At 67.9% G+C, this 25,627-nt stretch carries 22 protein-coding genes; 10 read left to right on the top strand and 12 right to left on the bottom strand.

Annotated features, from left to right (window positions below):
* Nucleotides 1–8: 8 nt before the first annotated feature.
* The 3 genes from glnK to KHO22_RS11305 form a co-directional block, all read right to left on the bottom strand.
* Entirely contained in the window at nucleotides 9–347 is a 339-nt protein-coding gene (glnK, locus tag KHO22_RS11315) for a P-II family nitrogen regulator (protein ID WP_039011353.1), read from the bottom strand.
* A gap of 278 nt (nucleotides 348–625) precedes the next feature.
* Complete coding sequence (locus KHO22_RS11310; RefSeq protein WP_211947235.1) at nucleotides 626–1,585, bottom strand: GlxA family transcriptional regulator; 960 nt, start codon at nucleotides 1,583–1,585, stop codon at nucleotides 626–628.
* A gap of 33 nt (nucleotides 1,586–1,618) precedes the next feature.
* Nucleotides 1,619–2,071, bottom strand: coding sequence for a hypothetical protein (locus tag KHO22_RS11305; RefSeq protein ID WP_211947234.1), 453 nt, complete (start codon nucleotides 2,069–2,071; stop codon nucleotides 1,619–1,621).
* A gap of 247 nt (nucleotides 2,072–2,318) precedes the next feature.
* Here KHO22_RS11305 and KHO22_RS11300 point away from each other — a divergent pair, with 247 nt between their 5' ends.
* From KHO22_RS11300 to KHO22_RS11290, 3 genes are read left to right on the top strand one after another with little or no spacing between them, the layout of a single operon-like run.
* On the top strand, nucleotides 2,319–3,308 hold the full coding sequence (locus KHO22_RS11300; protein ID WP_211947233.1) for an SLAC1 anion channel family protein: 990 nt from the start codon (nucleotides 2,319–2,321) through the stop codon (nucleotides 3,306–3,308).
* A gap of 35 nt (nucleotides 3,309–3,343) precedes the next feature.
* Entirely contained in the window at nucleotides 3,344–3,670 is a 327-nt protein-coding gene (locus KHO22_RS11295) for a DMT family transporter (RefSeq protein WP_211947232.1), read from the top strand.
* Between the two features lie 21 nt (nucleotides 3,671–3,691).
* The gene (locus KHO22_RS11290; protein WP_211947231.1) at nucleotides 3,692–3,949 is read left to right on the top strand and encodes a hypothetical protein; all 258 of its coding nucleotides are present in this window, start codon (nucleotides 3,692–3,694) and stop codon (nucleotides 3,947–3,949) included.
* Between the two features lie 12 nt (nucleotides 3,950–3,961).
* On the opposite strand, the gene KHO22_RS11285 is transcribed toward KHO22_RS11290, so the two are convergent.
* A complete protein-coding gene (locus KHO22_RS11285) occupies nucleotides 3,962–6,010 on the bottom strand; it encodes an NAD(+) synthase (RefSeq protein WP_211947230.1) in 2,049 nt (682 codons plus the stop codon).
* Between the two features lie 194 nt (nucleotides 6,011–6,204).
* Here KHO22_RS11285 and KHO22_RS11280 point away from each other — a divergent pair, with 194 nt between their 5' ends.
* Entirely contained in the window at nucleotides 6,205–7,452 is a 1,248-nt protein-coding gene (locus KHO22_RS11280) for a GNAT family N-acetyltransferase (protein WP_211947229.1), read from the top strand.
* A gap of 4 nt (nucleotides 7,453–7,456) precedes the next feature.
* Here the strand turns inward: KHO22_RS11280 and KHO22_RS11275 are convergent, their stop codons facing one another.
* Together KHO22_RS11275 and ppa are read right to left on the bottom strand one after the other, a co-directional pair.
* Complete coding sequence (locus KHO22_RS11275; protein ID WP_211947228.1) at nucleotides 7,457–8,032, bottom strand: cytochrome b; 576 nt, start codon at nucleotides 8,030–8,032, stop codon at nucleotides 7,457–7,459.
* 171 nt (nucleotides 8,033–8,203) lie between these two features.
* Entirely contained in the window at nucleotides 8,204–8,731 is a 528-nt protein-coding gene (gene ppa / locus KHO22_RS11270) for an inorganic diphosphatase (RefSeq protein WP_211947227.1), read from the bottom strand.
* A 195-nt stretch (nucleotides 8,732–8,926) separates the two neighbouring features.
* Here ppa and KHO22_RS11265 point away from each other — a divergent pair, with 195 nt between their 5' ends.
* From KHO22_RS11265 to KHO22_RS11245, 5 genes are all read left to right on the top strand, one after another.
* Nucleotides 8,927–10,363 carry an aldehyde dehydrogenase family protein gene (locus KHO22_RS11265; protein WP_211947226.1) on the top strand — a complete coding sequence of 479 codons (1,437 nt, stop codon included), beginning with the start codon at nucleotides 8,927–8,929 and terminating at the stop codon, nucleotides 10,361–10,363.
* Entirely contained in the window at nucleotides 10,356–10,598 is a 243-nt protein-coding gene (locus KHO22_RS11260; protein ID WP_211947225.1) for a hypothetical protein, read from the top strand. Before KHO22_RS11265 ends, KHO22_RS11260 begins: the two co-directional genes overlap by 8 nt.
* Before the next feature lie 46 nt (nucleotides 10,599–10,644).
* Complete coding sequence (locus KHO22_RS11255) at nucleotides 10,645–11,403, top strand: SDR family oxidoreductase (protein WP_211947224.1); 759 nt, start codon at nucleotides 10,645–10,647, stop codon at nucleotides 11,401–11,403.
* Nucleotides 11,404–11,489: 86 nt separating this feature from the next.
* A complete protein-coding gene (locus KHO22_RS11250; protein WP_211947223.1) occupies nucleotides 11,490–12,800 on the top strand; it encodes an MFS transporter in 1,311 nt (436 codons plus the stop codon).
* 400 nt (nucleotides 12,801–13,200) lie between these two features.
* Complete coding sequence (locus KHO22_RS11245) at nucleotides 13,201–13,698, top strand: hypothetical protein (RefSeq protein WP_420839589.1); 498 nt, start codon at nucleotides 13,201–13,203, stop codon at nucleotides 13,696–13,698.
* A gap of 112 nt (nucleotides 13,699–13,810) precedes the next feature.
* Here KHO22_RS11245 and KHO22_RS11240 read toward each other — a convergent pair whose 3' ends face one another.
* From KHO22_RS11240 to KHO22_RS11215, 6 genes are all read right to left on the bottom strand, one after another.
* Entirely contained in the window at nucleotides 13,811–19,738 is a 5,928-nt protein-coding gene (locus KHO22_RS11240; protein ID WP_211947221.1) for a hybrid sensor histidine kinase/response regulator, read from the bottom strand.
* Between the two features lie 69 nt (nucleotides 19,739–19,807).
* Nucleotides 19,808–22,000 (bottom strand): methyl-accepting chemotaxis protein, encoded by a 2,193-nt coding sequence (locus tag KHO22_RS11235; protein WP_211947220.1) that lies wholly within the window; start codon nucleotides 21,998–22,000, stop codon nucleotides 19,808–19,810.
* A gap of 114 nt (nucleotides 22,001–22,114) precedes the next feature.
* A complete protein-coding gene (locus KHO22_RS11230) occupies nucleotides 22,115–22,663 on the bottom strand; it encodes a chemotaxis protein CheW (RefSeq protein ID WP_211947219.1) in 549 nt (182 codons plus the stop codon).
* 43 nt (nucleotides 22,664–22,706) lie between these two features.
* A complete protein-coding gene (locus KHO22_RS11225; RefSeq protein ID WP_211947218.1) occupies nucleotides 22,707–23,078 on the bottom strand; it encodes a response regulator in 372 nt (123 codons plus the stop codon).
* A 22-nt stretch (nucleotides 23,079–23,100) separates the two neighbouring features.
* Entirely contained in the window at nucleotides 23,101–23,583 is a 483-nt protein-coding gene (locus KHO22_RS11220) for a response regulator (protein ID WP_230426839.1), read from the bottom strand.
* A 341-nt stretch (nucleotides 23,584–23,924) separates the two neighbouring features.
* On the bottom strand, nucleotides 23,925–24,095 hold the full coding sequence (locus KHO22_RS11215; RefSeq protein WP_008644874.1) for a rubredoxin: 171 nt from the start codon (nucleotides 24,093–24,095) through the stop codon (nucleotides 23,925–23,927).
* A gap of 235 nt (nucleotides 24,096–24,330) precedes the next feature.
* On the opposite strand from KHO22_RS11215, the gene hemL reads away from it, so the two are divergent.
* A complete protein-coding gene (hemL, locus tag KHO22_RS11210) occupies nucleotides 24,331–25,620 on the top strand; it encodes a glutamate-1-semialdehyde 2,1-aminomutase (RefSeq protein ID WP_211947217.1) in 1,290 nt (429 codons plus the stop codon).
* Nucleotides 25,621–25,627 lie beyond the last annotated feature (7 nt).

Below are 25,627 nucleotides of genomic sequence, written 5' to 3'. Positions count from 1 at the left end.
CGCATGCATCAGACCGCGGCTTCGTCCTGCTCGCCGGTGCGGATGCGGATCACGCGCTCGATCTCCGTCACGAAGATCTTGCCGTCGCCGATCTTGCCGGTGTGTGCAGCCTTGACGATGGCGTCCAGCACCGTGTCGAGCTGGTTCTCGGCGACCACGACCTCGATCTTGATCTTCGGCAGGAAGTCGACCACGTACTCAGCGCCGCGATACAGCTCGGTATGCCCCTTCTGGCGGCCAAATCCCTTCACTTCGGTCACCGTCAGCCCCGTTACGCCAACATCCGCGAGCGATTCGCGCACTTCGTCGAGTTTGAACGGTTTGATGATGGCGGTAATCTGCTTCATGACTGGCCCCTGGTTATAGTCGTTGGGTAACGCGCCGCCGGGCGCGCGACGGGCGCACACAGGGCGTGGTTCGCTTGGCATTTTACCAGCCATTGAAGCGGCCTATCGATGGCGCGCGCCGTTCAATGCATGCACAGAGTGCGCTGACACGCGCATCACCGGCTGCCTTGCGCGCCACATGCCTGTGGATAAGCTTGTGGGCAACCTTGTGATGAACCGGTGGCACAAGCTGTGGATCAGCTGTGGATCCCCTGTGGACCGTGTGTGGAAAGCTTGAGTTATGCCGTCGCGCGAAAGCGCCTGCGGTAGTCGGCTGGCGATACGCCCAGCCGCCGGATAAATGCGCGGCGCAGACTGTTCGGGTCGTTGAAGCCGGTCAGCGCCGCGACGCGCTTGAGCGGATTGCGCGTCTCTTCGAGCAGGCGCCTGGCCGCGTCGATGCGCGCGCTCTCGACGAAATCCGCCGGCGTGACCTGGCACTCCTGCTTGAAGATCCGTGCGAAGTTGCGCGTGCTCATGCCGGCTCGCTCAGCCAGGCTCTCGACCGACAGCCGCTCCGCGAGGTTCTCGACGACCCAGTTCTGTACATCCCGGATCGCGCTCTTTTCCGCGCTCTGCGCGGCAAGGTGCGCACTGAACTGGGACTGGCCACCGGGCCGCTTCAGGAACATCACGAACTCGCGCGCGACCTTCAGCGCCACGGTGCGCCCGAAATCCTCCTCCACCATGGCCAGCGCCAGGTCCAGCCCGGCCGTGACGCCCGCCGACGTGTACAGGTTGCCGTCCTTCACATAGATCTGGTCCGGCTGCACCCTGACCTGCGGGAACTGCCGGGACAGGCGTTCCGTGGAATTCCAGTGCGTGGTCGCGCTGCGTCCGTCCAGCAGACCGGCGTGGGCCAGCAGCATGGCCCCGGAGCATACGGACCCGAGCCGCCGCACCGTATGGGCATAGCGATTCAACCACGCTCCGATTGCGCTGTCGTGCTCGAACAGGCTGACCTGCGGGCTGCCGGCGATCAGCAGGGTGTCGATATCCGGGCTGCTGGTTTCCAGCGTTGTGTCGGGCGTGATGGTCATGCCGTTCGACGCACGCAGCACGCCAGCGACCGGCGACACGATCTCGAACGCATAGGCCCCGGGCTCGCCAGCCTGGCGCGCCGCTTCGTGGAAAACGTCGATGGGGCCGGCCAGGTCCAGCATCTGGACGCCGGGAAACGCAAGTACAGCGATCTTCATGGCGATCAGGAGGCGAAATCCGGTTCTGATAGTTTAGTCAATTTCGGCCAGCCCCCCGGTTGCGATCCTTTCGGCACGGGACCGATAGCGCACGATGGTGATCTCCACTACGCGCCGCCCCTCCAGCAGAGTCCGGCCCCGATCCAGCGACGTGCCCTCCACGCGACCGCGCTCGGCGCCCAGGACGGCGGCATCGCCGCCGGCCGCTCGCACGCGCTGCGCCACCCGTGAAAGCAGAATACGGCCCCCGATCCAGCCGTCGGGGCTCTCCACCGTCGTGTAAGCAAGCACTTCGTAGGGGCCCGACGGCTCACCGCGCGTCCAGATATCAATGCCATCCACGCTTTCCCGCGCTCCGCCCCGGCCTTCACGCAGCGCATGGCTGCCTTCGTAGCGCTGGATCGGCGCCTGGATACACGCGGCAAGTCCCATGCAGCACAACGCCACCCAGGTGAACCTGGCACCTCTCGATTTCCTGATTTTCATATTGCGTCCTGAATACTTCCAACGAAGACGGAGCGCAGTCTAGAGGTGCCTGCCGACCGCGAAAACGCCGTTGGCCGAGAGCTTGCAAGGATTGGCAGAAATTGCCGTAACTGGTTGCTTTAAGTCAGATCGGGCTTTTTCCATAATGCATGGCACCAGGGGCACCTCTCCATTCCGGAAAGCCGCCCGGGGTCGTTCCACCGCCGATGCGACGCGCTCGGCAACCCAAAGAGGCAGACGAAGCACCATGACTATTGCAGCCCATCCCACCGCCGCGGCGCCCCTCCAGCGCAGTTCGGTCCAGCATCTCCCGGTCAACCTGTTCGGCGCCGTGATGGGCCTCTCAGGTCTGTCGCTGGCATGGCGCGGCGCGAGCAAGGTATTTGGCACGAGCCCCGCCATTGCCGATGCCATCGGCGTGGTGGCCGTGATCACGTTCGTGGCGCTGGCGATCGGCTATCTGGCCAAGTGGCGCCTGTACCCGGCCGCGGTCAAGGCCGAGTTCAACCATCCGATCGCCGGCAACTTCTTCGGCACCATCACCATTGCCATCCTGTTGCTGTCGTCGGTGCTCGGCGCCTATAGCGAGACGCTTGGCCAGGTCGTGTGGACCATCGGTTCGGTGCTTACCATCGCGCTGACCTACGTGATCGCGAGCCGCCTGTTCCGCGGCAAGGGCGACCCCACGCATGTCGGGCCGGCCTGGCTCATTCCCGGCGTGGCGACGCTCGATATCGCCGTAGCCGGCGGCACCATGCCGATGGCCTGGGCGCCCGAGGTGAACCTGTTCGCGGTGTCGGTCGGGGCCGTGATGGCGCTGGTGTTCTTCGCGATGATCTTCTCGCGCCTGGTCCACCACGATCCCCTGCCCGCCGGCATGGTGCCTTCGCTGATCATCCTGATCGCGCCGTTCGAGGTCGGCTTCCTGGCCTACGTCAACGTCACGCAGCATGTCGACATGTTCGCCGCCCTGCTGTTCTACTTCGGCCTGTTCCTGTTCGTCGTGCTCGCGGCCAAGGTGTTCCGCCGCTCGGTGCCGTTCGCCGCGTCGTGGTGGGCCATCAGCTTCCCGATGGCCGCGCTGTCCAACGCCGCGCTGAAGTACGCGCACCACGCGGATACCGGCTTGCTGCGCATCGTGGCCGCGGTGATCCTCGCGCTGCTGACCATTGCCATCGCCGTGCTGTTGGTCCGCACGCTGCACCGCCTGTTCACGCACCGCCTGCTGGTCGGCTGACGGTGGCTCCCTCTCAAACCCGAGCTTTTGCCAAGATGTCCTGGATCTTGCTAGCCTGCGCCGGCGTGCTGGAAATTGCCTTCGCCTTTGGCATGAAATGGTCCGCCGGCTTCAGCCGGCTGTGGCCGAGCCTGTTTGCCGTGCTCACCGGGCTCAGCAGCATCATGCTGCTCACGCTCTCCCTGCGGGCCTTGCCGGTGGGGACGGCCTACGCGGTCTGGACCGGCATCGGCGCAGCGGGCACAGCCGTGCTGGGGATGGCATTGCTGGGCGAGCCGGCATCGCCGGCCCGCATCGGCTGCGTCGCGCTGATCCTGTGCGGCGTGATCGGGCTGAAGCTGGCCTCGGCCGGCGTATCGTGACACGACCGATAGCAACCTCCCATGCCACTGATCGAAACCGCTGAACGCGTGCTGTTCCAGGCCCTGGTGCACAGCCCGGAGGGGACCAACGCAGACTTCCGCCTGACTGGCCGCGAACGGGAGCCGGCAGACCCGGCCGGCATCTACGGATACGCGGTGGTCGACTGCCTCGCCAGCGGCAGGCAGCAGGCCTACCCGCTCGATGAAACCGCCGACTGGCTCATGGCTTTCCGCCAGGACCTGCTGGCCGGCAGCTTCGAAACACCGCCGGCCGCCTAGCCGGCAAGCGCCTCAGTCGGGCACCTTCTCCAGGTCCTTCAGCCACACCACCGATTCGGAGTCGCTCGGGGCACGCCAGTCGCCGCGCGGCGACAGCGAGCCGCCCGAGCCCACCTTGGGCGCGTTCGGGATGCACGAGCGCTTGAACTGGCTGGTACGGAAGAAACGGTCCAGGAAGATCGCCAGGTTGCGCTTGATCTCCGGCAGGCCGTACTGGTTGCGCGCCACATGCGGGCCATTGGGCCAGGTACCGCGCTCGCGGTCGCCCCAGGCATGCAGCGCCAGGAAGGCAACCTTCGATGGCGCAAAGCCGAAACGCAGCGTGTAGTAGAGGTTGAAGTCCTGCAACTCGTACGGACCGATGGTGTTCTCGGTCTTCTGCTCGGGGCCGTGGTTCGAATCGCCGGGCACCAGTTCGGGGCTGATGTCCGTATCCAGCACGTTGATCAGCACGTCCGAACCGCCCGCGCCGACCTGCCCGGTTTCCGCCACCCAGCGCACCAGGTGCGAGATCAGCGTCTTGGGCACGCTGGCGTTGACGTTGTAGTGCGACATATGGTCGCCCACGCCGTAGGTGCACCAGCCCAGCGCCAGTTCGCTGAGATCGCCGGTGCCGATCACGATCGCGCCGTTGTGGTTGGCCAGCCGGAACAGGTGGTTGGTGCGCTCGCCGGCCTGCACGTTCTCGAAGGTCACGTCATAGACCTTCTCGCCGCGCGCATAGGGATGGTCCAGGTCCTTCAGCATCGCCAGGCAGCTCGGGCGGATATCGATCTCGCGCGCCGTGCAGCCGACCAGCTCCATCAGCTGGCGCGCCTGGCGCAGCGTGCGGTCGCTGGTGGCAAAGCCCGGCATGGTGTAGGCCAGGATGTTCGAGCGCGGCAGCCCCAGGCGGTCCATCGCCTTGGCGCATACCAGCAGCGCATGGGTGGAATCCAGCCCGCCGGACACGCCGATCACCACCCTGGAAATCTTGCTGGCCGACAGCCGCTGCACGAGCGCCTGCACCTGGATGTTGTAGACCTCATGGCAGCGTTCGTCGCGCTGGCGCGGGTCGGCCGGCACGTAAGGGAAGCGCGCCACCTTGCGCTCGAGCGGCAGCGCCTTGTCCAGCGACACGTCGAGCGGGAAACGGACCACGCGGAACTTGTCCACCTCGGCCTTGTGCCGGCGCACCGAGTGGCCGAAGGTCACCTGGTGCATGCGTTCGCGCGAGAGGCGTTCGACGTCCACGTCGGCGAACAGCAGGTGCGAGGTGTCGGCAAAGCGCTCGGACTCGGCCAGCAGTTCGCCGTTCTCGCAGATCAGCGCCTGGCCGTCCCAGGCGAGATCGGTGGAAGACTCGCCCTTGCCGGCGGAGGTATAGAGGTAAGCAGCCAGGCAGCGCGCCGATTGCTGCGACACGAGCTGGTGCCGATAGCCCGCCTTGCCGATCACGATATTCGACGCCGACAGGTTGACCAGCACCGTGGCACCGGCCAGGGCGGCGAACGACGACGGCGGGACCGGCACCCACACGTCTTCGCAGATCTCGGCATGGAAGCGGAAGTACGGAATGTCCTCGATCTCGAACAGCAGGCCGGCGCCGAACGGCACGTCCTGGCCGAGCAGGCGGACAGAGTCCGTGGCCGCGTTGTCGGCTTCGCTGAACTGGCGCGCCTCGTAGAACTCCCAGTAGTTCGGCAGGTAGGACTTGGGCACGACACCCAGCACGCTGCCCCGGGCCACCACCACGGCGCAATTGAACAACTGGTGCTCGACGCGCAGCGGCATGCCCACGATCAGCGCCGCCGAGAGCTTGCGCGAGGCGTCGACGATCGTACCCAGCGCCGCTTCGCAGGCATCCAGCAGCGCACGCTGGTGGAACAGGTCGTCGCAGGTATAGGACGAGATGCCGAGTTCCGGGAAGGCGACCAGCACGGCGCCCTGCCTGGCCGCCTGCGTCGCCAGCGCGATGGTTTCGGCGGCATTGAACGCCGGATCGGCCACGCGGCAGACCGGCACGCCCACCGCCACGCGCGCAAAGCCGTGGGAATACAGGTTGAAAAACGGATTCTTCATATCGGGCCTTGGTTGCCGGCGTCTGCAGCGCGCAGGCTTTGCCGCCGGCGGCATCGGGATGTTCTCGCGGCCGCACTCGAGACGGCCATGCGCCATTTTACGACGCACCGCACGGCATCGCTGGCTTCAGGAGCGGCTTCCGGCGGTTTCCGGTAGACTCGGCCCGATCGTTGGACCATACGGAACCAGGCGCAATGCAGTCGGAATCTTGCAACCCGGGCGGCGCGCTCGACACGCGGCAAGCCGCGCAACCGCCCGAGGCTGGCGGCGCGCAGGACTACCGGACCGAGATCGTCTCGGATCTCGCGGAAATCGCCGCCGATACCTGGGATGCCCTGGTCGCCACCGACCCCGACGCCACCCCCTTCCTGCGCCACGCCTTCCTGCACGCGCTGCATGCCAGCGGCAGCGCCTGCGCCGACACGGGCTGGAGCCCGCGCTACCTCACCCTGTGGGCGCCCGCCGTCAACGGCCGGCCGGAAAGGCTCGCCGGCGCCATGCCGCTGTACGCGAAGGCGCATTCGTATGGCGAGTACGTGTTCGACTGGGCCTGGGCCGATGCCTATGCGCGCAATGGCCTGGAGTACTACCCCAAGTGGCTGTCGGCGATCCCGTTTTCGCCCGTGCGCGGCGCGCGGCTGCTGGCCGAGAACACCGGCGCGCGACGGCTGCTGCTGCAGCTAGCGCTGGCACTGGCCGCGGAAAGCGGGATGTCGTCGCTGCACGTCCTGTTCCCCAACGATACCGAGGCCGACCTGATGGAGCAGGCCGGCATGATGATGCGGCATGGCGTGCAATTTCACTGGACCAATGCGGGCTACGCCAGCTTCGACGATTTCCTGGCCACGCTGTCGCAGAAGAAGCGCAAGAACATCCGCGCCGAGCGGCGCCGTGTGGCCGAAGCCGGCATCACGTTCCGCCACCTGCGCGGCGCGGAGATCGACGACGAGGCCTGGCGCTTCTTCAACCGCTGCTATCGCCAGACCTACCGCGAACACCACTCCACGCCCTACCTGAACCTGGACTTCTTCCGGCGCATCGGTGCGACCATGCCCCGGCACCTGCTGCTCGTGATTGCCGAACGCGCGGGACACCCTATTGCCAGTTCGCTGCTCGTCTATGACGACACGCCGGGGATCAGCACGCTGTACGGACGCTACTGGGGCGCGCTCGAATACCACGCCTGCCTGCACTTCGAGACCGCTTACTACCAGCCACTGGAATTCTGCATCCGCCACGGCATCGGCACCTTTGAAGGCGGCGCGCAGGGCGAGCACAAGATGGCACGCGGCTTCCTGCCCGTGCCGACGCGCTCGGCGCACTGGCTCGCCCATCCGGCCTTTGCCGACGCCGTGGAGCGCTTTCTCGCACGCGAACGCGAAGGCATCGATGCCTACCTGGACGAACTGAACGAGCGTACGCCGTTCGCCCAGCGGGACTGACGGCTCAGCGCCGCCACATGCGGCGCAAGGTGTTGTCGCCCAGCATGTAGTGGTGGAACAGCGCCGCCATCGCGTGCAGGCCGATCACGAGGTAGAACGCGGTGCCCAGTGTTTCGTGAATCTCCTTGACCTGGTTCTTCAACGCCTGGTCCGGGCCGACCAGCGCCGGAATCTCGATGCCCAGCGCGGGCAGCGCCAGCACGTGGCCGCCGGCATTGAGCGCAAGCAGGCCCAGGACCGGCTGGGCCACGATGAACAGGTACAGCACCCAGTGCATGGCGCCGCCCGCGCGCTGCATCCAGCGCGGCCCCGGCTCCGCCGCCGGTGCGCCGCGCACCAGCCGCCACAGCAGGCGCGGCACGGCGAGCGCAAGGACCAGCACGCCGGCCCCCTCGTGCGCCGCCATTGTCAGCGAGCGGGCCGGCGTACCCTTGCCGGCAAAGCCTTTCAGCTCGATCGCCGCATAGGCCGCCGCGATCAGCAGGAATACCGCCCAATGGAAGAAGATGGCCAGGCCGTCGTAGCGGCGCGCGGTTCCGGGAAACGCCATGGCACCGGACGCGCTCTGCAGGCGGTTCATGGTAGGGACTCCTGTGGTGTTGGGGACACCGACAGCGTACCCCGGCGCTCACGCCGGTGGCTTGCCGATGGTCAGGTTTTCCGCAACAAAAAACCCCGCCGGAGCGGGGTTCGTTCAGCAGCCGTTCAGCTTTGCACGAGAACGACGCATAAATTGCCGGAGCAGCCGCGATTACTTCTTGAAGTTCGCGACGCCGTCGGTGATTTCCTTGTGAGCTTCCTCGATGCCGGCCCAGCCTTCCACCTTGACCCACTTGCCGGCTTCGAGTGCCTTGTAGTTCTCAAAGAAGTGCTTGATCTGGTCGAGCAGGTTCTGCGGCACGTCCGAGAGGCCCTTCATGAAGGCGGTGGCCGGCGACAGCTTGTCCACGGGCACGGCGACCAGCTTGGCGTCCACGCCCGACTCGTCGGTCATCTTCAGCATGCCGAGTGCGCGGCAGCGCACGACGGCGCCGGCCAGAATCGGGAACGGGGTGAGCACCAGCACGTCCACCGGGTCGCCGTCGCCCGACAGCGTCTGCGGAATGAAGCCGTAGTTGGCCGGATAACGCATGCCGGTGCCGATAAAGCGGTCCACGAACAGCAGGCCGGTTTCCTTGTCGGCCTCATACTTCACCGGATCGCTTTGGGCGGAAATCTCGATGATGACGTTGAAATCGTTAGGAATGTCCTTGCCCGGGGAGACGAGATTGAAGCTCATGCGATTCTCCAGATGCCTGCGGTGTGTTTATGGATGGCCGGCATTATAGCGGCTCGCCCCTGACCCGAGGCTGACAAAGACCGTGCCTTGCGCGCCGCCCGGGCTGCGCGATAATGGCGCATTCTTCAGCCAACGCTGAATTCCGAGCCACGCGTTTCGCACCGGAAACCCCGCGGCGCCTCCCGGAGACCCCTCATGCATGCCCAGCATTTCGTTGCCAACCGCCTGATCGCGCCCGACAACGGCCTGCGCATCAAGGTGTTCGACCCGTCCAACGGCGAACCCTTTGCCGAGATCGCGCGCGGCAACGCCACCGACATCAACGTCGCCGTGCACGCCGCGCGGCAAGCCGCCGATGGCGCCTGGGGCGCCATGGCTCCGGCCGAGCGCGTGCGGCTGCTCAACCGCGTGGCGCTGGCGCTGATCGCCCGCGAAGAAGAGCTGGCCGCGCTCGAAGCGCGCGACACCGGCAAGCCGGCGCGCCAGGCCCGCGCCGATGCCCGCGCCGTGGCCCGCTATTTCGAGTTCTATGCCGGTGCGGTCGACAAGCTGCATGGCCAGACCATTCCGTACAACCCCGGCTACACGGTGCTCACGCTGCGCGAGCCCCACGGTGTCACCGGCCACATCATCCCGTGGAACTACCCGCTGCAGATCTTCGGCCGCAGCGTCGGCGCGGCGCTGGCAACCGGCAACGCCTGTGTGGTCAAGCCGGCCGAGGACGCCTGCCTGTCATTGCTGCGCGTGGCCGAAATTGCCGCCGAAGCCGGCCTGCCCGAAGGCGCGCTCAATATCGTCACCGGCTACGGCCACGAGGCCGGCGCCGCGCTGGCACGCCACCCCGGCATCCACCACATCTCGTTCACCGGCTCGCCGCAGACCGGCAAGCAGGTGGCCCAGCTTGCCGCCGAGAACCACGTGCCGGTCACGCTGGAGCTGGGCGGCAAGTCGCCCCAGATCGTCTTTGCCGATGCCGACGTGGATGCGCTCGTGCCGGTGATCGTCAACGGCATCATCCAGAACGCCGGCCAGACCTGCTCGGCGGGCAGCCGCGTGCTGGTGGAGCGTCCGCTTTACAATGCGTTGCTGGACCGGCTCGCGTCGGTGTTCGAATCGCTGCGTGTCGGCCCGTCGGAACTGGACCTGGAATGCGGCCCGCTGATCAGCCGCAAGCAGCAGCAGCGCGTATGGGATTTCGTCTCCGATGCGCAGCACGCCAGTATCGCCGTAATGGCCCAGGGTCAGATCGTCGGAGAAGCGCCCGAGTCCGGCTACTACCAGGTGCCGATGCTGTTCCGCGATGTGCCGCCCGCGCACCGGCTCGCGCAGGAGGAAGTCTTCGGCCCGCTGCTGGCCGCGATGCCGTTCGACACCGAAGCCGAAGCCCTGGCGCTGGCCAACGGCACGCCGTACGGGCTGGTGGCGGGATTGTGGACACGTGACGGCGGGCGGCAGCTTCGCCTGGCGCGCAAGCTGCGCGCAGGCCAGGTCTTTATCAACAACTATGGTGCCGGCGGCGGCGTGGAGCTGCCCTTCGGCGGCACCGGCCAGTCCGGCTACGGCCGCGAAAAAGGCTTCGAGGCCCTCTACGCCTTCACCACCCTGAAAACCATTGCCATTCAACATGGGTAACATCAATTTCCTGTCGATCGCCTTTGCCATCTTCTTTTTCTGGATGGCCTGGCATGTGAAGAACAAGCGCGCCACCAATCCGTCCGGCATGCCGCGCCTGCAGGTCTTCAAGCGCAAGTGGGGCGAGACCATGGGCGACCGCGTGCACTGGTGCCTGTATGTGGCGTTGCCCTTCCTGCTGGCCGTGATGATGGTGGCCAACGCCTTGCGCGGACGCGGGCCGTTTGCGCATTGAGCGGACGGGCGCCGCGCACGACATAACAAACCCAAGGAGACGAGCGATGAGACTGGCAGACAAGGTGGCGGTGGTGACCGGCGGCGGGTCCGGCTTTGGCGAAGGCATCGCGCGCACCTTCGCGCGCGAAGGTGCGCGCGTCATGGTGGCCGACCTGCGCGAAGACGCCGCCGAGCGCGTGGCCGCCGCGATCCGCGAGGCCGGCGGCCAGGCCCGCGCGGTGCGCGCCGACGTCTCGCGCGAGGCGGACACGGAGGCCATGCGCGACGCCACGCTGGCCGCCTTCGGCGACCTGCACATCGTCGTCAACAACGCCGGCACCACTCACCGCAACAAGCCGATCCTGGAGGTGACCGAGGACGAGTTCGACCGCGTCTACGCGGTCAACGTCAAGAGCATCTTCTGGTCGGCGCGCGCCTTCATCCCGCATTTCCGCCAGCGCGGTGGCGGCGTGTTCGTCAATATCGCGTCGACCGCCGGCATCCGGCCGCGCCCGGGGCTGGTCTGGTACAACGGCAGCAAGGGCGCCGTCATCACCGCGAGCAAGGCCATGGCGGCGGAGCTTGGCCAGGACAATATCCGCGTCAACTGCGTCAACCCGGTGATCGGCGCCACCGGCCTGCTCGAAGCGTTCATGGGCATGCCCGATACGCCGGAGAACCGCGCCAGGTTCCTCGCCACCATCCCGATGGGACGCATGTCGACCCCGCCGGATGTCGCCAATGCCTGCCTGTACCTGGCCAGCGACGAGGCCGCGTTCATCACGGGCACCTGCATCGAAGTGGACGGCGGCCGCTGCGTGTAGCCGCCCCCGTTGCTGCCATAGCCGTATCTGCATCACCGAAGCGTCATAGAAGCGTCGTAGAAGCGCAATCATCCCGAGGAGACAGCATGACAACGACTGCAGTGAACCCCGGCGTCGGCGACGCCGCGTTTGAAGACGCCACTTACCGCAAGGTGAGCTGGCGGCTGGTGCCTTTCCTGCTGCTGTGCTACGTGGTGGCCTACCTGGACCGCGTCAACGTGGGCTTTGCCAAGCTGCAGATGCTCAACGACCTGAAGTTCAGCGAGACCATCTATGGCCTTGGCGCGGGCATCTTCTTCATCGGCTACTTCCTGTTCGAAGTGCCGAGCAACGTGATCCTGCACAAGGTCGGCGCACGCATCTGGATCGCGCGGATCATGATCACGTGGGGCGTAATCTCGGCGGCGATGATGTTCGTCACCACGCCGACCATGTTCTACGTGCTGCGCTTCCTGCTGGGCATTGCCGAAGCCGGCTTCTTCCCCGGCATCATCCTGTACCTGACCTACTGGTACCCGGCCAACCGGCGCGGGCGCACCACCACGTTCTTCATGACCGCCATTGCGCTGTCGGGCGTGATCGGTGGCCCGCTGTCGGGCTGGGTGATGCAGGCTTTCGACGGCCACAACGGCTGGTCCGGCTGGCAGTGGATGTTCCTGCTCGAAGGCATCCCGTCGATCCTGGTCGGCCTGGTGGTGCTTGCCTATCTCGACGACCGCATCGCGCACGCCAAATGGCTCACGGCCGACGAGAAGGCGCTGCTCGAGCGCAATATCGCCAGCGAGGACGCGCACAAGGAAGACCCGCCGATTCGCACCGTGATGTCCAGCCCGCGCGTCTGGCTGATGAGCGCGATCTACTTCTGCTTCGTGATGGGCCTGTATGGCGTGAGCTTCTGGCTGCCGACCATCATCAAGCAGACCGGCGTCAAGGGCGCGCTCGACATCGGCCTGCTGACCGCCATTCCCTATGGCTGCGCCGTGGTCGGCATGGTGCTGATGGCGTACAGCGCGGACCGCTCGGGCGAGCGCCGCTGGCATATCGCGATCCCGGCTGTGCTTGGCGCGCTGGGCCTGGTGCTCTCCGTGCAATGGCACGACAGCACCGCGCTGGCCATGGTAGCGCTCACGCTGGCCACCATCGGCATCCTGACCACGTTGCCGCTGTTCTGGAGCCTGCCCACGGCGTTCCTGGCCGGCACCGGCGCGGCCGCCGGCATCGCGCTGATCAACTCGCTCGGCAACCTCGCCGGCTTCCTGAGCCCGTATGCGGTCGGCTGGCTCAAGGACCTGACCCACAGCACCGATTCCGGCATGTACCTGCTCGCCGCCTGCCTGGTGGCGGGTGCCGCACTGACGTTGTCGGTCCCGGCAAGAATGGTCGGCAGCAAATCGTAGTCCTTCCGCCCTTCGCACGCCGCGGATTGTCGCGGCGTGCACATCCCCGGTGGCTCATTCGCCGCCCCGCTCCCGCAAAACGCCCTCCTCCGACAGGCATGTAGGAGCCTGACCGGCAGTGCGCCCCGGCATCGCTCCTTAGCATGGAATCGACACCCGCCTGCCCCGCAAGGGGCGCTGGCGGCACTGTCCTTCCCTCTTCGCCAAGGAGGCCAAGATGCGGCAACTATCTTTACAAACGTCCCGCCCCCTCCAGCTGCAAGACACACGCGAACGGCGTGCAAGGGCACGGCGGCTGGCCCTTCTCGTGAGCGCATGCGCATTGGCAATGCTTGCGTCCGTGCCTGCTGCGGGACAAGCCCAGACTTCCCCGGCCCCGGCGGATGCTGCGGCGGCGCCCATGACGCCCGCCCAGCCGGCGCCTGGATCCCCGCTTCCGCCCACGACGGCGGCACCACCGGCAGCGGCGCCTGCGCCCACGCCCGCGCCGATCGACACGGCTCCGGCAGCACCGTCGCCCCCGCTGGCGGCACCCTCGCCGCCAGTGGCCGTGCCTGCGCCACCGCCGCCGCGCGACGCGATGGTGCAGCGCAAGGCCGGGTCGGTGACCTACATCTGCGGCGGTGTTGCCGCGGATGAACAGCACGCGCTGTCCGCGCAGTCCGGCAACTACAACATGGGGCTGCTCTTCACCCAGGGCCCGCGCGGCGAATACCTGTCCGACGTCAACGTGACGCTGACGCGCAACGGGCGTGAAGTCGCGAACTTCGTGGCGGACGGCCCGAAGTGCCTGCTGCGCGCGCCGGCAGGCAGCTACAACGTGCGGGCCACGTATGAAGGCCGGACCAAGACGCAGGTGGTCAGCACGGGTACGCACAATGCGCAGATGCGCTGGTAACTGACCGCGTAGCCGCGCGCATCACCGCGCCGGCTCGCTCAACGAAGTTCACAAAGAAAGCGGGCCGCCCCATGGCGGCCCGCTCTGCTTTCCGGCGCCCGCGCAAACCGCGTCAGGGTTCCGGCTGATCCCCGAGCATCTGCGCGACCGAACCTGCCGCACCGGCGGCACGTGCGCCGATCAGCCGCTGCAGCGTACCGAGCAGCTCGTCCTCGTTGTAGGGCTTGCCGAGGTACACGTCCACGCCGATTTCCTGCGCGTAGCGGCGGTGCTTCTCTGCCGTGCGCGACGTGATCATCACCAGCGGCATGTGAGTCGTGCGGCTGTCGGAACGCACGTTGCGGGTCAGGTCGAAGCCGTCCATGTGCGGCATCTCGATGTCCACCAGCATGGCGTCCGGCATCACGTCCTGGAGCTGCTTGAGCGCATCGACGCCGTCGCGGGCGAGCAGTACCTCGTAGCCGGCGCGCGACAGCAGGCGGTGCGCGGCCTTGCGTACGGTCAGCGAATCGTCCACCACCATCACGGTGGGCTGCATCACCAGGCCCGGAACCGGCGTCGCGGCGCCATCGCCGCCCAGCTCGGCTACAGCGCCCAGCGCTTGCGCTGCGGACGGCTGCACGGCCGCGGGCGCCGCTTCGCCGCGTACGCGCGCGAAGCGCTGGGCCAGCACCACCGGGTTGTAGATCAGCACGATTTCGCCGTCACCCATGGTGGTGGCGCCGGCAATGCCTTCCAGGCGCGCCAGGTGCGGACCGATGTGCTTGACCACCACTTCGCGGTTGCCCACTACTTCGTCCACATGCACCGCCACGCGCTCGGTGCCGCTGCGCACGATCACCACCGGCGAATACTTGCGGCCGGAAGGCGTCGCCGCGCTTTCCTCGAGCAAGGCGCCAAAGTAATGGAACGGCACGGCGCTGCCGGCAACGGTGATCTGGCCCTGGTTGTAGGCATCGAGCAGGGCCTGCGTCCGCAACTGCTGGACCTGGTCGATCATGCCGCTCGGCAGCGCATACATGCGCCCGCCCAGCACCACCACCAGCACCTGCGTGATCGCCGTGGTCAGCGGCAGGTGCACCGTGAACGTGGTGCCGCGGCCGGCCGATGTCGACAGCGTGATGCGCCCGCCCAGCGCCACGGTTTCCGCGCGCACGACGTCCATGCCCACGCCGCGGCCGGCAAGTTCCGAGACCGAATCGGCCGTCGAGAACCCGGGCGTAAAGATCATCTCGGTCAGCCGCGCTTCGCTGGCGTCATCGTCATGCGCCAGCAGCTCGCGCTCGACGGCGCGCGCACGAATGCGCGCCAGGTCCAGGCCCGCGCCATCATCGACGAAATGCAGCACGACCTCGTTGCCTTCCTGCTGCACTTCCAGCGTCAGCGAACCGGCCGCCGACTTGCCCGCGGCGCGGCGAACTTCCGCCGTCTCGATGCCATGCGCCACGGCATTGCGGATCAGGTGCTCGATCGGGCCGGCCATGCGGTCCAGCACGGACCGGTCGACCTCTACCGTACCGCCCTGGATCAGCAGCCTCACTTCCTTGCCGGTCTCCGCGGCGGCCTGGCGCGCGACGCGGTAGAGACGCTCGGCCAGCGCGTCGAACTGCACCATGCGGGCCTGCATCAGCCCGCGCTGCAGGCCGCGCGTGAGCCGCGCCTGCGCGGCCAGGTCGCCGGCGGTGCGATCGAAGCCGCGGTGCAGGTTCTGCTCCACCGTGGCCACGTCGTTGACCGATTCGGCCATCATCCGCGTCAGTTCCTGGAAGCGCGTGAAGCGGTCGAATTCCAGCGGATCGAAGTCCTGCTTGTGCTGGGCGTCGGCGATGCGCGAAGCCATCTGCGATTCGGCCTGGATCTCGATCTCGCGCAACTGGCCACGCAGACGCGCCACATTGTCGTTCAGTTCGCCCAGGTAGGCGCGCATGGAATCGAGTTCGCTTTCCAGCCGCGCACGCGTGGCGCCGACTTCGCCGGACTCGTTGATCAGCGTATCGAGCGCCCGGGCCTGCACGCGCACCAGGGCGCGCTGGCGCTCGGCCTCGTCCGGCACCTTCGGCACCTTCGGCACCTTGGCCAGGTCGCCAGCGGCGGCTGCGGTGGCTGCCGCGGCCGCGTTGAGGGGCACCGGCAGCGCCGGGCCGGCGCTCTGCGCCTTCGGGACATCCACGCTGGCCATGACCGGCGTAGCGGGCGGTTCCGACGCGCCCAGCCCGTTGATGACGTCAGGATCGTCCGGCACGAGCAAACGCCCGGTTTGCAGCGCCTCTACATGCATCAGGATCCGGTCGTACCACGCATACAGCCGACTGAACAGCTGCGGACCGACGCGCTGCGCGCGCAGGCTGGCGTCGAGCAGCGTTTCCATCTCGTGCGCGGCCTGGCCCAGCGCCATGGCGCCGGCCATGCGTGCGCTGCCCTTGAGCGTATGCAGCGCGCGCAGCACCAGGCCACCTTGCCGCGCGTCTTCGGGCGCCGCTTCCCACATGCGCACCAGCCGGCCGAGTTCAGGCAGGCTGCCGTGCGCCTCTTCCAGGAAGATCTCGACGAGGGTCGCATCCAGTTCGACGGCATCGGCCTGCACGACCACAGGCGGCAGTGGACGGACTGGCGTCGGCAACGGGATCACCACCGCGTCGTGCATCACGGCCGCTGGTGCCTGCGATACCGGGGATACCGGGGATGCCGGCTGTGCGGACTCCGGTGCTGCGGGCTGTTGCGCTTCCACGTCCGGCTCCGGCACGGGCGGCGGCAACTGGCCGAACAGGCTGGCCACCGAACCATCCGGCTCGGCGGCCGCCTGGGGTGCCGGCACCTGGACACGCGGGCGAAGCAGTGCGCGCTCGCCGAACTCGGTCAGGCTGCGGTGCAGGCTGGCATCCGCTTCGGGCCAGATACCGGCGGCGAACTGGTGGAGCATGCCGCGCAGCCGTTCGACGGCCTGCTCCAGCAGGCGGAAGTCGCCGGGATGAATGGCGACGGGGTGCGCGCCGAGTTGCAGCAGCAAGTGCTCGAGCGCCTCGGCAATCTCCCGCACGGGCTCCAGCCCGACCGTCGAGGCGCTGCCCTGCAGCGTGTGCGCGACGCGCAGCGCCAGTTCGCTCGGGCACGGGTGGTTCTCATGGCGCCACTCGGAAATGTCGGTGGCAAACTGGCGCAGGAGGTCGTCGGCCTCCTGCAGGTAGACGTTGTAGAGCGGCAGGCCGATGCGGATCGGGCCGATCACCTTGAAGTTGTCGTCCTCGTCGGAGAGCGCGCCCGACAGGCGGAACGGAATGACGTTGTCGTCGTCCGGCGCGGCGGTATCCACAGGCGCATCGGTCCCGGCCTCAGGGGCAGCTTCGGGTGCATCCGCGGCCAGGATGTCCGGTACCGGCGCGTCATCGATGACGGCCTGCTCCGGCGCCACCACTTCGGAAGCTGCGGCAGCTTCCGGTTGCGGATCGCGCACCATTTCGGCCGCGGCGACGAGCGGCGCGATGTCATGCGCCGCGCCGGCATCGCGATGCAGCAGCGCGACCCACGCGGACAACTCCGCTTGCGCGCGGCGCAACAGGTTGAGCAGGGGCGGCACGGGCGCGCGTGCCTCGGCGATCCACAGGTTCATCACCTGTTCCACGGCCCAGGCGGCTTCGCCGTAGCGGTGCAGGCCAACCATGCGGCTCGAGCCCTTGAGCGTATGGAAAGCGCGCCGGATGCGGCTCAATGTATCGGCATCGCCGAGCGCGGCCAGGCCCGAACCAAGGTCGCCAGTGATACCGCCGAGGACTTCGTCGGCCTCGTGCAGGAAGATGCCGAACAGCTCGGCGTCCAGGGCCGCGCCGTCGTCGGTCGCCGACGACGGTCCGGCGGCCTGCGAGGCGACCGGCATCGGCTCGGCCAGTGCCGCCACCAGCCGTTCACCGGATGTGTCGCTGCCGGCAAGCCATGCATTGAGCTGCGTGCTCGCCTCGGTGGCCTGGCGGCGCAGCGCGGCATTGTCGTCGATGGCAGCCTGGTCTGCCAGCGCCTGGAGCGCCGTGCGCAGCCGCTGCACCGGCGGCGTGTCGGCGGTGGCGCCGGTGCGGATGGCTTCGCCGGCGGCGGCACGTGCCACCGACAGCGGATCGTTGCCGACCGCACCCGCGTGGCGCTGCGCCAGCCCCGCGTCGAGATCCTCGTCCCGAGGTTCGTGACGGCTGCGGCCCAGCTCCAGCGCATCGATGAACGCATGCACGGTGCCCAGCGTCTCGGCAATGGCGGCCAGGTGCTCGCCGCGCAAGGCCTCGCCGGCGCCGGCGCCGAGCATCCCGGCTTGCCGTACCGCCTCCTGCACGGCTGCACCGGCCTGTTGCGCGTCGTCGTTCAGCGCTTGCGGCAGTACATCGGTGTGCTGCAGCGCGTCCAGCGTGGCGCACAAGGCCTCGAAGGCCTGCACGGCCTCCGCCAGGCTGGCGCCGGCGTCGGGCCGGGCCGCGTTGCGGTCATAGGTATCGAGCCACGATTCGCCGCCGTCGAGCTGGGCGCGCAACTGCGCGACAGCCCGCACGCGCGCCGCCTGGGCCCGGGCCTCGTCGGCCATGCGCGCCAGCCACGCCGGCGCCGCGGCGGCCGGGTCGGCCAGGCATTGCGCCAGCTCCTCGCAGCGCGCGGCGAAGACCGCTGCCGGCGGGTTCGGGCTCATGCCGTGCACGCGCCAGGGCAAAGCCAGCGCACGCGACAGGAACACGGCGATGCCGGTGGCGCCGAGCGCCTCGTTGCGGTCGGGCGTCGCGCCGGGCCTGAGCGCAGCCTGGGACAGGCAGAGCTGCAGGGCCGGTTGCGCGAGCGGCTGCGCGGCCTCGGCCAGCGCCGCCAGCGCGATCTCCCAGCCCGCGGGATCGCCTTCGGCGGCACGCTCCAGCCCTGCGGCGGCCTGCTGCAGGTTGCGGGTATCGATCGGGTCCAGCCAGCCGTAATAGCGCAGACGGTGGTCGGCGCCGCGCGTGGCGTGCGCGCGGTCGAGGCGGAACGCCTCCACGGTGCGCGCGATGTCGGCGCGCAAGGTCGCCAGAGCGGTCTCGTCGGCGCCGTGCAGAGGGGGTTCCTCGTGCTCCGGCAACGTGCAGACCAGCAGGAAGATGGCATCGTTGAGCAAGGCCTGCGGCACGCGCGCCTGCCCCTGCTGGTATTGCCGCAGCAGCAGGTGGACGCGCCCGGCAAAGCGCTTCGCCAGCAGGTCGGACGGCAGCAAGCCGTGGGCCAGTGCGCGGAACGCCAGCGACAGCACATGCCAGACGCCACGGTCCGGGTGGTCGGTGGCGCGGCGCGCCTCCTGCTCGCTGGCACGGACTTCGTCCAGCGCATCCTGCAACGGCAGGTACGCCTCGCGCAGCCGCTCGGACTCGGTGCATTGCAGCGGCAGTCGCAGCGCCTTGAGCAGCGCCGCTTCATAGCGCTGGCGCGCGCGCGTGACGGCCGTCGCGTTGCGCGTGGGCAGCAGGATGCCGGGCAGCATCTGCAGCTCGTCGAGCCACAGGTCGGCCGGATGCACGCGCTCGTCGCCGAGCAGCGACAGGATCTCGGCATACGGGCGGAACAGCCGCAGCGGATCCTGCTCGTCGCCCGCCATCAGGTCGTCGACGTATTCGGCAAGCGCCTGCACGCCGGTACGGAACAACGCGAGCGTGCCGGCATTGGCGGCCACGCCGCCGCCATCCAGGCCCTCGATCAGGCGCCGCAGGGCCTGGCAGTACGGATCGACCCCGCGCAGGCCCACGATATGCACGGCGCCGGCGGCCTGGTGCAGTTGTTGCCCGGCCAGGCGCAGCGACGTGGTATCGCGCGCGCCCAGCGCCTCGGGCGCCTGCTGGACTTCATCGACGTAGTGGGACAGCTCGGTCGCGGCGTCGTCCAGCGCGGCGCGCAGGCTCGGTGCCACCCAGGCCAGCACGGACAAGTCGCGCGAGGCCGGTACGGCCGGCTCCGGCGCATCCGCCAGCGGCGCGTCGGTCAGGTCCGCTGACGACACCTGTCGCAGCGGCTCGGCGGGATCACGCGAAAAGGGAGAATTCAAGGACATCACGGCTTCCATTGCGGCCTTTGCGCGCGAGGCGGGGCAGTCCAGACGCGACAGCGGGCGTCATCAAGGTCAGGCAATCTTGAACCGCGATACGGAATTGCGCAGCTCTTCGGTCAGCTGCGTCAGCTCGCGCACCGAATTCGCGGTCTGGCGCGTACCGGCGGTGGTGTGCTCGGTCGCCTGCAGAATGCGTTCGATGTGACGGGCGACACCGCCGGCCAGATCCGCCTCGTGCGAGGTGGAGCGGGAAATCTGCTCGATCAGCTCGGCCAGCTGGCGCGACACGCGGCCGATTTCCTGCAGCGCGGCGCCGGCATTGTCCGACAGTCGCGCACCTTCCACCACGCCCTGCGTGCTGCGCTCCATGGCGTGCACGGCATCCTGGGTATCAGTCTGGATGGTGCGGATCAGCGCGCCGATCTGCTTGGTTGCCTCGCCCGAGCGTTCTGCCAGGCGCTGCACTTCTTCGGCCACCACCGAGAAACCGCGTCCGGCTTCACCGGCGGACGCCGCCTGGATGGCGGCGTTGAGTGCCAGCACGTTGGTCTGCTCGGTAATGTCCGAGATCAGCTCGACGATTTCACCGATCTCCTGCGACGACTCGCCCAGCCGCTTGATGCGCTTGGACGTGTCCTGGATCTGCTCGCGGATGTCGTTCATGCCCGCGATGGCGTTCTGCACGGCCTGCTGCCCCTGCTCCGCGGCGGTCAGCGAGGCGCGCGCCACATTGGCCGACTCGGCCGCGCCGCGCGACACCTGCGTGATGCGGTCGGCCATGTCCACCACCGATTCGCCGGTCTGGCGGATCTGGCGCGACTGCTCTTCCGTCGTCGTCGCGAGCTGGTTGGAGGTTGCCTGCACCTGGCCCGAGGCCAGCGTCACTTCCCCGGCCGTCTGCTGCACGCGGCCCACCAGTTCGCGCAGTTCTTCCACCGTGTAGTTCACCGAGTCGGCAATGGCGCCGGTGATGTCCTCGGTCACGGTGGCCTGGCGCGTCAGGTCGCCGTCGGCGATGTCCTGCAGTTCGTTCATCAGCTGCAGAATTGCCTTCTGCGTGGTGTCGTTGTTGCGCTTTTCCTCCAGGCGGCGCGTTTCGGCTTCACGCTCGCGCGCCTCGGCTTCCAGCGTGCGCAGGCGCGAATCGCGCAGGTACAGCGCGGCCAGGCCGGCCAGGCACAGCAGCGTCATCAGCGCCGAGACCACCGTCGCGCCGAGCGTCACGGGACGGAAGCGCGCTGCCTCGGCGTAGGCCTTCTGCAATGCGGACAGTTCGCCGCGCAGGGCTTCGTTGTCGTTGAAGATCTGCTGCTGCGCGCGCTTGGCGGCAATCAGGCCGGGCAGGTTCTGCAGGATCGTCTGGGTGGTCTTCTGCACCGCGTCGAAGCGCTCCGAGAGCTGCTGCAGGTAGCCGCGTGTCTCGGCATCGGTGGCGGCGTTAAGCCGCAGCGCCTCGCTGCCGTTGAGCAGGCCGTCGAGCGTCTCGCGGAAGGTATTGGTGTCCTTGCCGAGCAGGAACGCGGTCTCGGGGTTCACGCCTTCGCCCGACAGGAACTCGTTCAGGTTCTTGCCCAGGCGCTGCGTCAGCATCACGAGCTGGGCCGAGGCGGCCACCTCGCGCGCGTTGGAGCCGGATTGCAGCTTGAGCGCGGCAACCTGTTCCGCGGCCTCCAGCAGTTCGGGGTTCGAGGCGTTGAAGACCTGCAGCGTCTGGCCGATCGTGGTCAGCACCGGCTGCTGCGCGAGCACGTCGGCGGCGCTCTTCTCGCTGCGCTTCCACGAGCCGATCGCGGTTTCCAGCAGCGGCTGCGCCGCGCCCGTGGTGGCGCGCACCTGCTTCTCGACGCTGCCTGCCAGCAGCGCCTGCAAGTCTTCCGCCAGGGCTTCCTTGGACTGGCGCAGCTGCGTGAATGCCTGCACGTTGCCCAGCAGCGCCACCGGCGCGGCCTTGCCCAGGCGCTGCGAGTGCATCAGCATGTCGCCGGAGACCTCGATCTGCGCCGCGGCGTTGTTGGCGATGCGGTTGTCCATGTACACCGAGCCAAGCAGCGCCACCAGCGACACCACCACGCCGATGGTGAGCCCACGCTGCTGCGAAGAGAACGGCATGCGTTCCAGCCATGACGATACGGCATCGACAGGGGAGCGGCCCAGCCCGGCGGCACGCATGCCCGCCGCTGCCGCGCCGGCGCGGTCCTCCACCAGGCCCGCAGCCGCGTCGGCGGCCGGCTTCCGGCTTCCCAGGCTGATTTTCTTGAACCCCATAGCACCCTCTGTCCGTTGAATCGTTGTCTGGGGCGGCCTCGACCCGCGCCGCCGCGTTATTTATTCTGTTGCCCCCCGACACCGCGACCAACGGCGCCGGAACACCAGCACGGGCTATGCCGCCACCCGCCCTGCCTGGAGGAAGGCCGGCGCATCGAGCAGCGCGCGCACGTCCAGCACCTGCCAGGCGCGGCCGTCGCCATCATCGACGCGCCTGCCTTCCCATGCGGCGGCGGCCGCCGCATCCTGCGCCGGCGCACGCAGGTCCGCCGCGTGGCGCAGGCCGACCACGCGCGTGGCCAGGATGCCGCAGGCCCGCTCGACCTGGCGCGACAGCACCACGATCTTGCTGCCGGGCTGCAGCGGGGTCGGTCCCTCGCCGCAGAACAGGCCGAAGTCCACCACGCCAAGCAGGCTGCCGCGCGCGTTGACCAGGCCGGCATACCACGGCTGCGTCAGCGGCACGCGGCTCGGCTGGCGCATGTCGAGCACCTCGCCGGTCTGCGCGAGCGGCAGCAGCCAGCCGCGCTGGCCCACCTGAAGCGCCAGGTAGCTGTCGGCCGCGGGCACGTTGCGGGCTTCGCGCAGGCGCCTGGCCAGCATGGCCTGGTAGTCCTGCAGGCGGGTCTGGCGGGTGCGGAGGTCTTGGCGTGGCGCGTTCATGTGGCGTCCCCGGCGTGCTGGCGAACTGGCGAAGCGGGTGCCGTCAGTGGGACAGCGCCGCGATCTTGGTGAGCAATTCCCGGCCGTCGACCGGTTTGACGATGTAGTCGGAAGCCCCCTGGCGCATGCCCCAGATGCGATCGGTGTCCAGTCCCTTGCTGGTGCACATGATCACGGGGATGTCCTTGAACCGGTCGTCGCGCTTGATGGCGCGCGTGGCCTGGTAGCCGTTCTGGCCGGGCATCACCACGTCCATGAGGATCAGGTCGAAGGCCTCGGCCTCGAGGCGCGCGAAAGCCTGGTCGCTGTTGCCCGCGACCGAGACCTTGAAGCCCTGCTTGCCGAGCAGGTCGGACATGAACAGGGCTTCGGTGGGCGAGTCATCGACGATGAGGATCTTGTTGATGGTTGTCATGAGTCAGTTCCTTGAATCCGGGTCATGCCGGCAGCGCGTTGCCGGCCGCCTGGCCAGGCATGCACGCCTGGACGGCCTGCAGCAGCGTATCGCGCGTAAAGGGCTTGGCAAGGTGATCCTGCGCGCCGACCAGGCGCCCGCGCGAACGGTCGAACACGCCATCGCGCGAGGACAGCATGACCACGGGAATGGCGTGGAAACGCGGACTTTTCTTGATCAGCGAGCAGGTCTGATAGCCGTCGAGACGCGGCATCAGGATGTCGCAGAAGATGAGATCGGGACGCATGTCGCCGACCTTGGCAAGCGCTTCGAAACCGTCCTCGGCAAGCACGACCTGAAAGCCCGCCTGCGAAAGGAAGATCTCCGCCGTACGGCGGATGGTGCTGGAATCATCGATCACCAGCACTCTGCGCGACGATGCCGGCGCGGACGCCGGCTCCTGTTCCGGCTGCGCGCTGGCGCCGGCATTGACCCGATGGTTTTCTAGTGGTTGTGCGACCCGCATGTTGTTCCCGCGACCGGCGTCTCCATGCGGAGCACCGGCAATCTCTTGAGAACACCCGCGCGAGACAGCCTGGCCTGGCCAGCCGCCCCGACGGAACCCCGAACTAATCTTCCCTGCAAAAGGCCGGTCAGATGACCGGCCTGTGGCGGCACGTGGAACCCGTACCTGCCTTTCCGCCCTTTGCCACCCCCGGATGGCGGGATGGACGAAGGATCATTTTGCGACAGAGTGTGACAAGACGCCGGAGGGCCGTCAATCCGGAGCGTCCGGCACGGTCCGGGGAATTGTCGCGTCGGCGCGACGCGGTGATGCCGCGCAGCCGACGCCAGCGAGCCGTGGCGTCAGATCGCCACCATCTCGAAATCTTCCTTGCGGGCCCCGCACTCAGGGCAGGTCCAGTTGATGGGCACGTCTTCCCATTTGGTGCCCGGGGCAATGCCGTCTTCCGGCGCGCCGGCAGCCTCATCGTAGATCCAGCCGCAGATCAGGCACATCCAAGTCTTGTATTCCATAACAGGCTCTGGTCGCTCTCCATTAAAATTCAGCGCAGATGGTACCGAATCGGCGCCGACGGCGCCAGCCGCGTCGGCCAGAATCGTGCCAATTCCGCCGTGTTCGCGCACGTTAGCGTACAAATACAGGACAAAAGCCGCGCCATTCCCGCGTATTGCACCGCTTTGCCCACCCTTTTGACGCCAGTTCGCGTCCGCTTGAACGCGTTTCCCGAGTTTTAGACCCAGGCAGATCATGTCCCGTAACCAGCAGCTCTTCGACCGTGCCCAGCAAACCATTCCCGGTGGCGTCAATTCGCCCGTGCGGGCCTTCCGCTCGGTGGGCGGCACGCCGCGCTTCATCACGCGTGCCGAAGGGGCCTATATGTGGGATGCCGAGGGCCAGCGCTATATCGACTACATCGGCTCCTGGGGCCCGATGATCGTCGGCCACGCCCACCCGGACGTGGTGCGCGCCGTGCAGGAAACCGCCGCGCACAGCTTCTCGTTCGGCGCGCCGACCGAAGCCGAGATCGAGATGGCGGAGGAAATCTGCAAGCTGGTACCGTCGATCGAACAGGTGCGGCTGGTTTCGTCGGGCACCGAGGCGACCATGAGCGCGCTACGCCTCGCGCGCGGCTTCACCGGCCGCGACCTGATCATCAAGTTCGAAGGCTGCTACCACGGCCACGCCGACAGCCTGCTGGTCAAGGCCGGCTCGGGCCTGCTGACCTTTGCCGACACCACGCAGAACGCGCCGTCCTCGGCAGGCGTGCCCGCCGACGTGACGCGCCACACCATGGTGCTCGAGTACAACAACGTCGAGCAGCTGGAACAGGCGTTCGCGAAGCACGCGGGCGAGATCGCCGCCGTCATCGTCGAGCCGGTCGCCGGCAACATGAACCTGGTGCGCGCGAGCGACGCCTTCCTGAAGGCCATGCGCGAACTGTGCACGCGCGACGGCGCGGTGCTGATCTTCGACGAAGTCATGACCGGCTTCCGCGTGGCGCTGGGCGGCGCCCAGGCGCACTACGGTATGACCCCGGACCTGACCTGCCTGGGCAAGGTCATCGGCGGCGGCATGCCCGCGGCGGCCTTTGGCGGCCGGCGCGACATCATGGCAAAGCTGGCGCCGCTGGGCGGCGTGTACCAGGCCGGCACGCTGTCCGGCAACCCGCTCGCGGTGGCCGCCGGCCTGACCACGCTGCGCCTGATCCAGGCCCCCGGCTTCTACGACAGGCTCGCCACGCAAACCCGCAAGCTGGCCGACGGCCTCGCGGAAGCCGCCCGCGCCGCCGGCGTGCCGTTTGCCGCCGATGCGATCGGCGGCATGTTCGGCCTCTACTTCCGCGAAGGCGTGCCGGGCAGCTTTGCCGAAGTCACGAAAAGCGATACCGCGCGCTTCAACCGCTTCTTCCACGCCATGCTCGACAACGGTGTGTACCTGGCGCCCTCGGCGTTCGAGGCGGGCTTTGTCTCCGGCTGCCACGATGACGCCATCCTGCAGGCCACGCTGGACGCCGCACGCAAGGCCTTCGCGGCCTGACCGGAGC

The organism is Cupriavidus yeoncheonensis (genome assembly GCF_905397275.1).
Classification (GTDB): Bacteria; Pseudomonadota; Gammaproteobacteria; order Burkholderiales; family Burkholderiaceae; genus Cupriavidus; species Cupriavidus yeoncheonensis.
The sequence above is the reverse complement of the archived record's forward strand: the minus strand, read 5'-3'. Positions and strand labels throughout refer to the sequence as shown.

Coding starts and splice junctions, on each gene's coding strand:
- KHO22_RS11245 (WP_420839589.1), top strand. CDS start 13,201: ATGACGCCCGCCCAGCCGGCGCCTGGATCCCCGCTTCCGCCCACGACG.
- KHO22_RS11290 (WP_211947231.1), top strand. CDS start 3,692: ATGCCACTGATCGAAACCGCTGAACGCGTGCTGTTCCAGGCCCTGGTG.
- KHO22_RS11230 (WP_211947219.1), bottom strand. CDS start 22,663: ATGAACGCGCCACGCCAAGACCTCCGCACCCGCCAGACCCGCCTGCAG.
- KHO22_RS11305 (WP_211947234.1), bottom strand. CDS start 2,071: ATGAAAATCAGGAAATCGAGAGGTGCCAGGTTCACCTGGGTGGCGTTG.
- ppa (WP_211947227.1), bottom strand. CDS start 8,731: ATGAGCTTCAATCTCGTCTCCCCGGGCAAGGACATTCCTAACGATTTC.
- KHO22_RS11280 (WP_211947229.1), top strand. CDS start 6,205: ATGCAGTCGGAATCTTGCAACCCGGGCGGCGCGCTCGACACGCGGCAA.
- KHO22_RS11215 (WP_008644874.1), bottom strand. CDS start 24,095: ATGGAATACAAGACTTGGATGTGCCTGATCTGCGGCTGGATCTACGAT.
- glnK (WP_039011353.1), bottom strand. CDS start 347: ATGAAGCAGATTACCGCCATCATCAAACCGTTCAAACTCGACGAAGTG.
- KHO22_RS11240 (WP_211947221.1), bottom strand. CDS start 19,738: ATGTCCTTGAATTCTCCCTTTTCGCGTGATCCCGCCGAGCCGCTGCGA.
- KHO22_RS11255 (WP_211947224.1), top strand. CDS start 10,645: ATGAGACTGGCAGACAAGGTGGCGGTGGTGACCGGCGGCGGGTCCGGC.
- KHO22_RS11300 (WP_211947233.1), top strand. CDS start 2,319: ATGACTATTGCAGCCCATCCCACCGCCGCGGCGCCCCTCCAGCGCAGT.
- KHO22_RS11250 (WP_211947223.1), top strand. CDS start 11,490: ATGACAACGACTGCAGTGAACCCCGGCGTCGGCGACGCCGCGTTTGAA.
- KHO22_RS11260 (WP_211947225.1), top strand. CDS start 10,356: ATGGGTAACATCAATTTCCTGTCGATCGCCTTTGCCATCTTCTTTTTC.
- KHO22_RS11235 (WP_211947220.1), bottom strand. CDS start 22,000: ATGGGGTTCAAGAAAATCAGCCTGGGAAGCCGGAAGCCGGCCGCCGAC.
- KHO22_RS11310 (WP_211947235.1), bottom strand. CDS start 1,585: ATGAAGATCGCTGTACTTGCGTTTCCCGGCGTCCAGATGCTGGACCTG.
- KHO22_RS11265 (WP_211947226.1), top strand. CDS start 8,927: ATGCATGCCCAGCATTTCGTTGCCAACCGCCTGATCGCGCCCGACAAC.
- KHO22_RS11295 (WP_211947232.1), top strand. CDS start 3,344: ATGTCCTGGATCTTGCTAGCCTGCGCCGGCGTGCTGGAAATTGCCTTC.
- KHO22_RS11225 (WP_211947218.1), bottom strand. CDS start 23,078: ATGACAACCATCAACAAGATCCTCATCGTCGATGACTCGCCCACCGAA.
- KHO22_RS11220 (WP_230426839.1), bottom strand. CDS start 23,583: ATGCGGGTCGCACAACCACTAGAAAACCATCGGGTCAATGCCGGCGCC.
- hemL (WP_211947217.1), top strand. CDS start 24,331: ATGTCCCGTAACCAGCAGCTCTTCGACCGTGCCCAGCAAACCATTCCC.
- KHO22_RS11285 (WP_211947230.1), bottom strand. CDS start 6,010: ATGAAGAATCCGTTTTTCAACCTGTATTCCCACGGCTTTGCGCGCGTG.
- KHO22_RS11275 (WP_211947228.1), bottom strand. CDS start 8,032: ATGAACCGCCTGCAGAGCGCGTCCGGTGCCATGGCGTTTCCCGGAACC.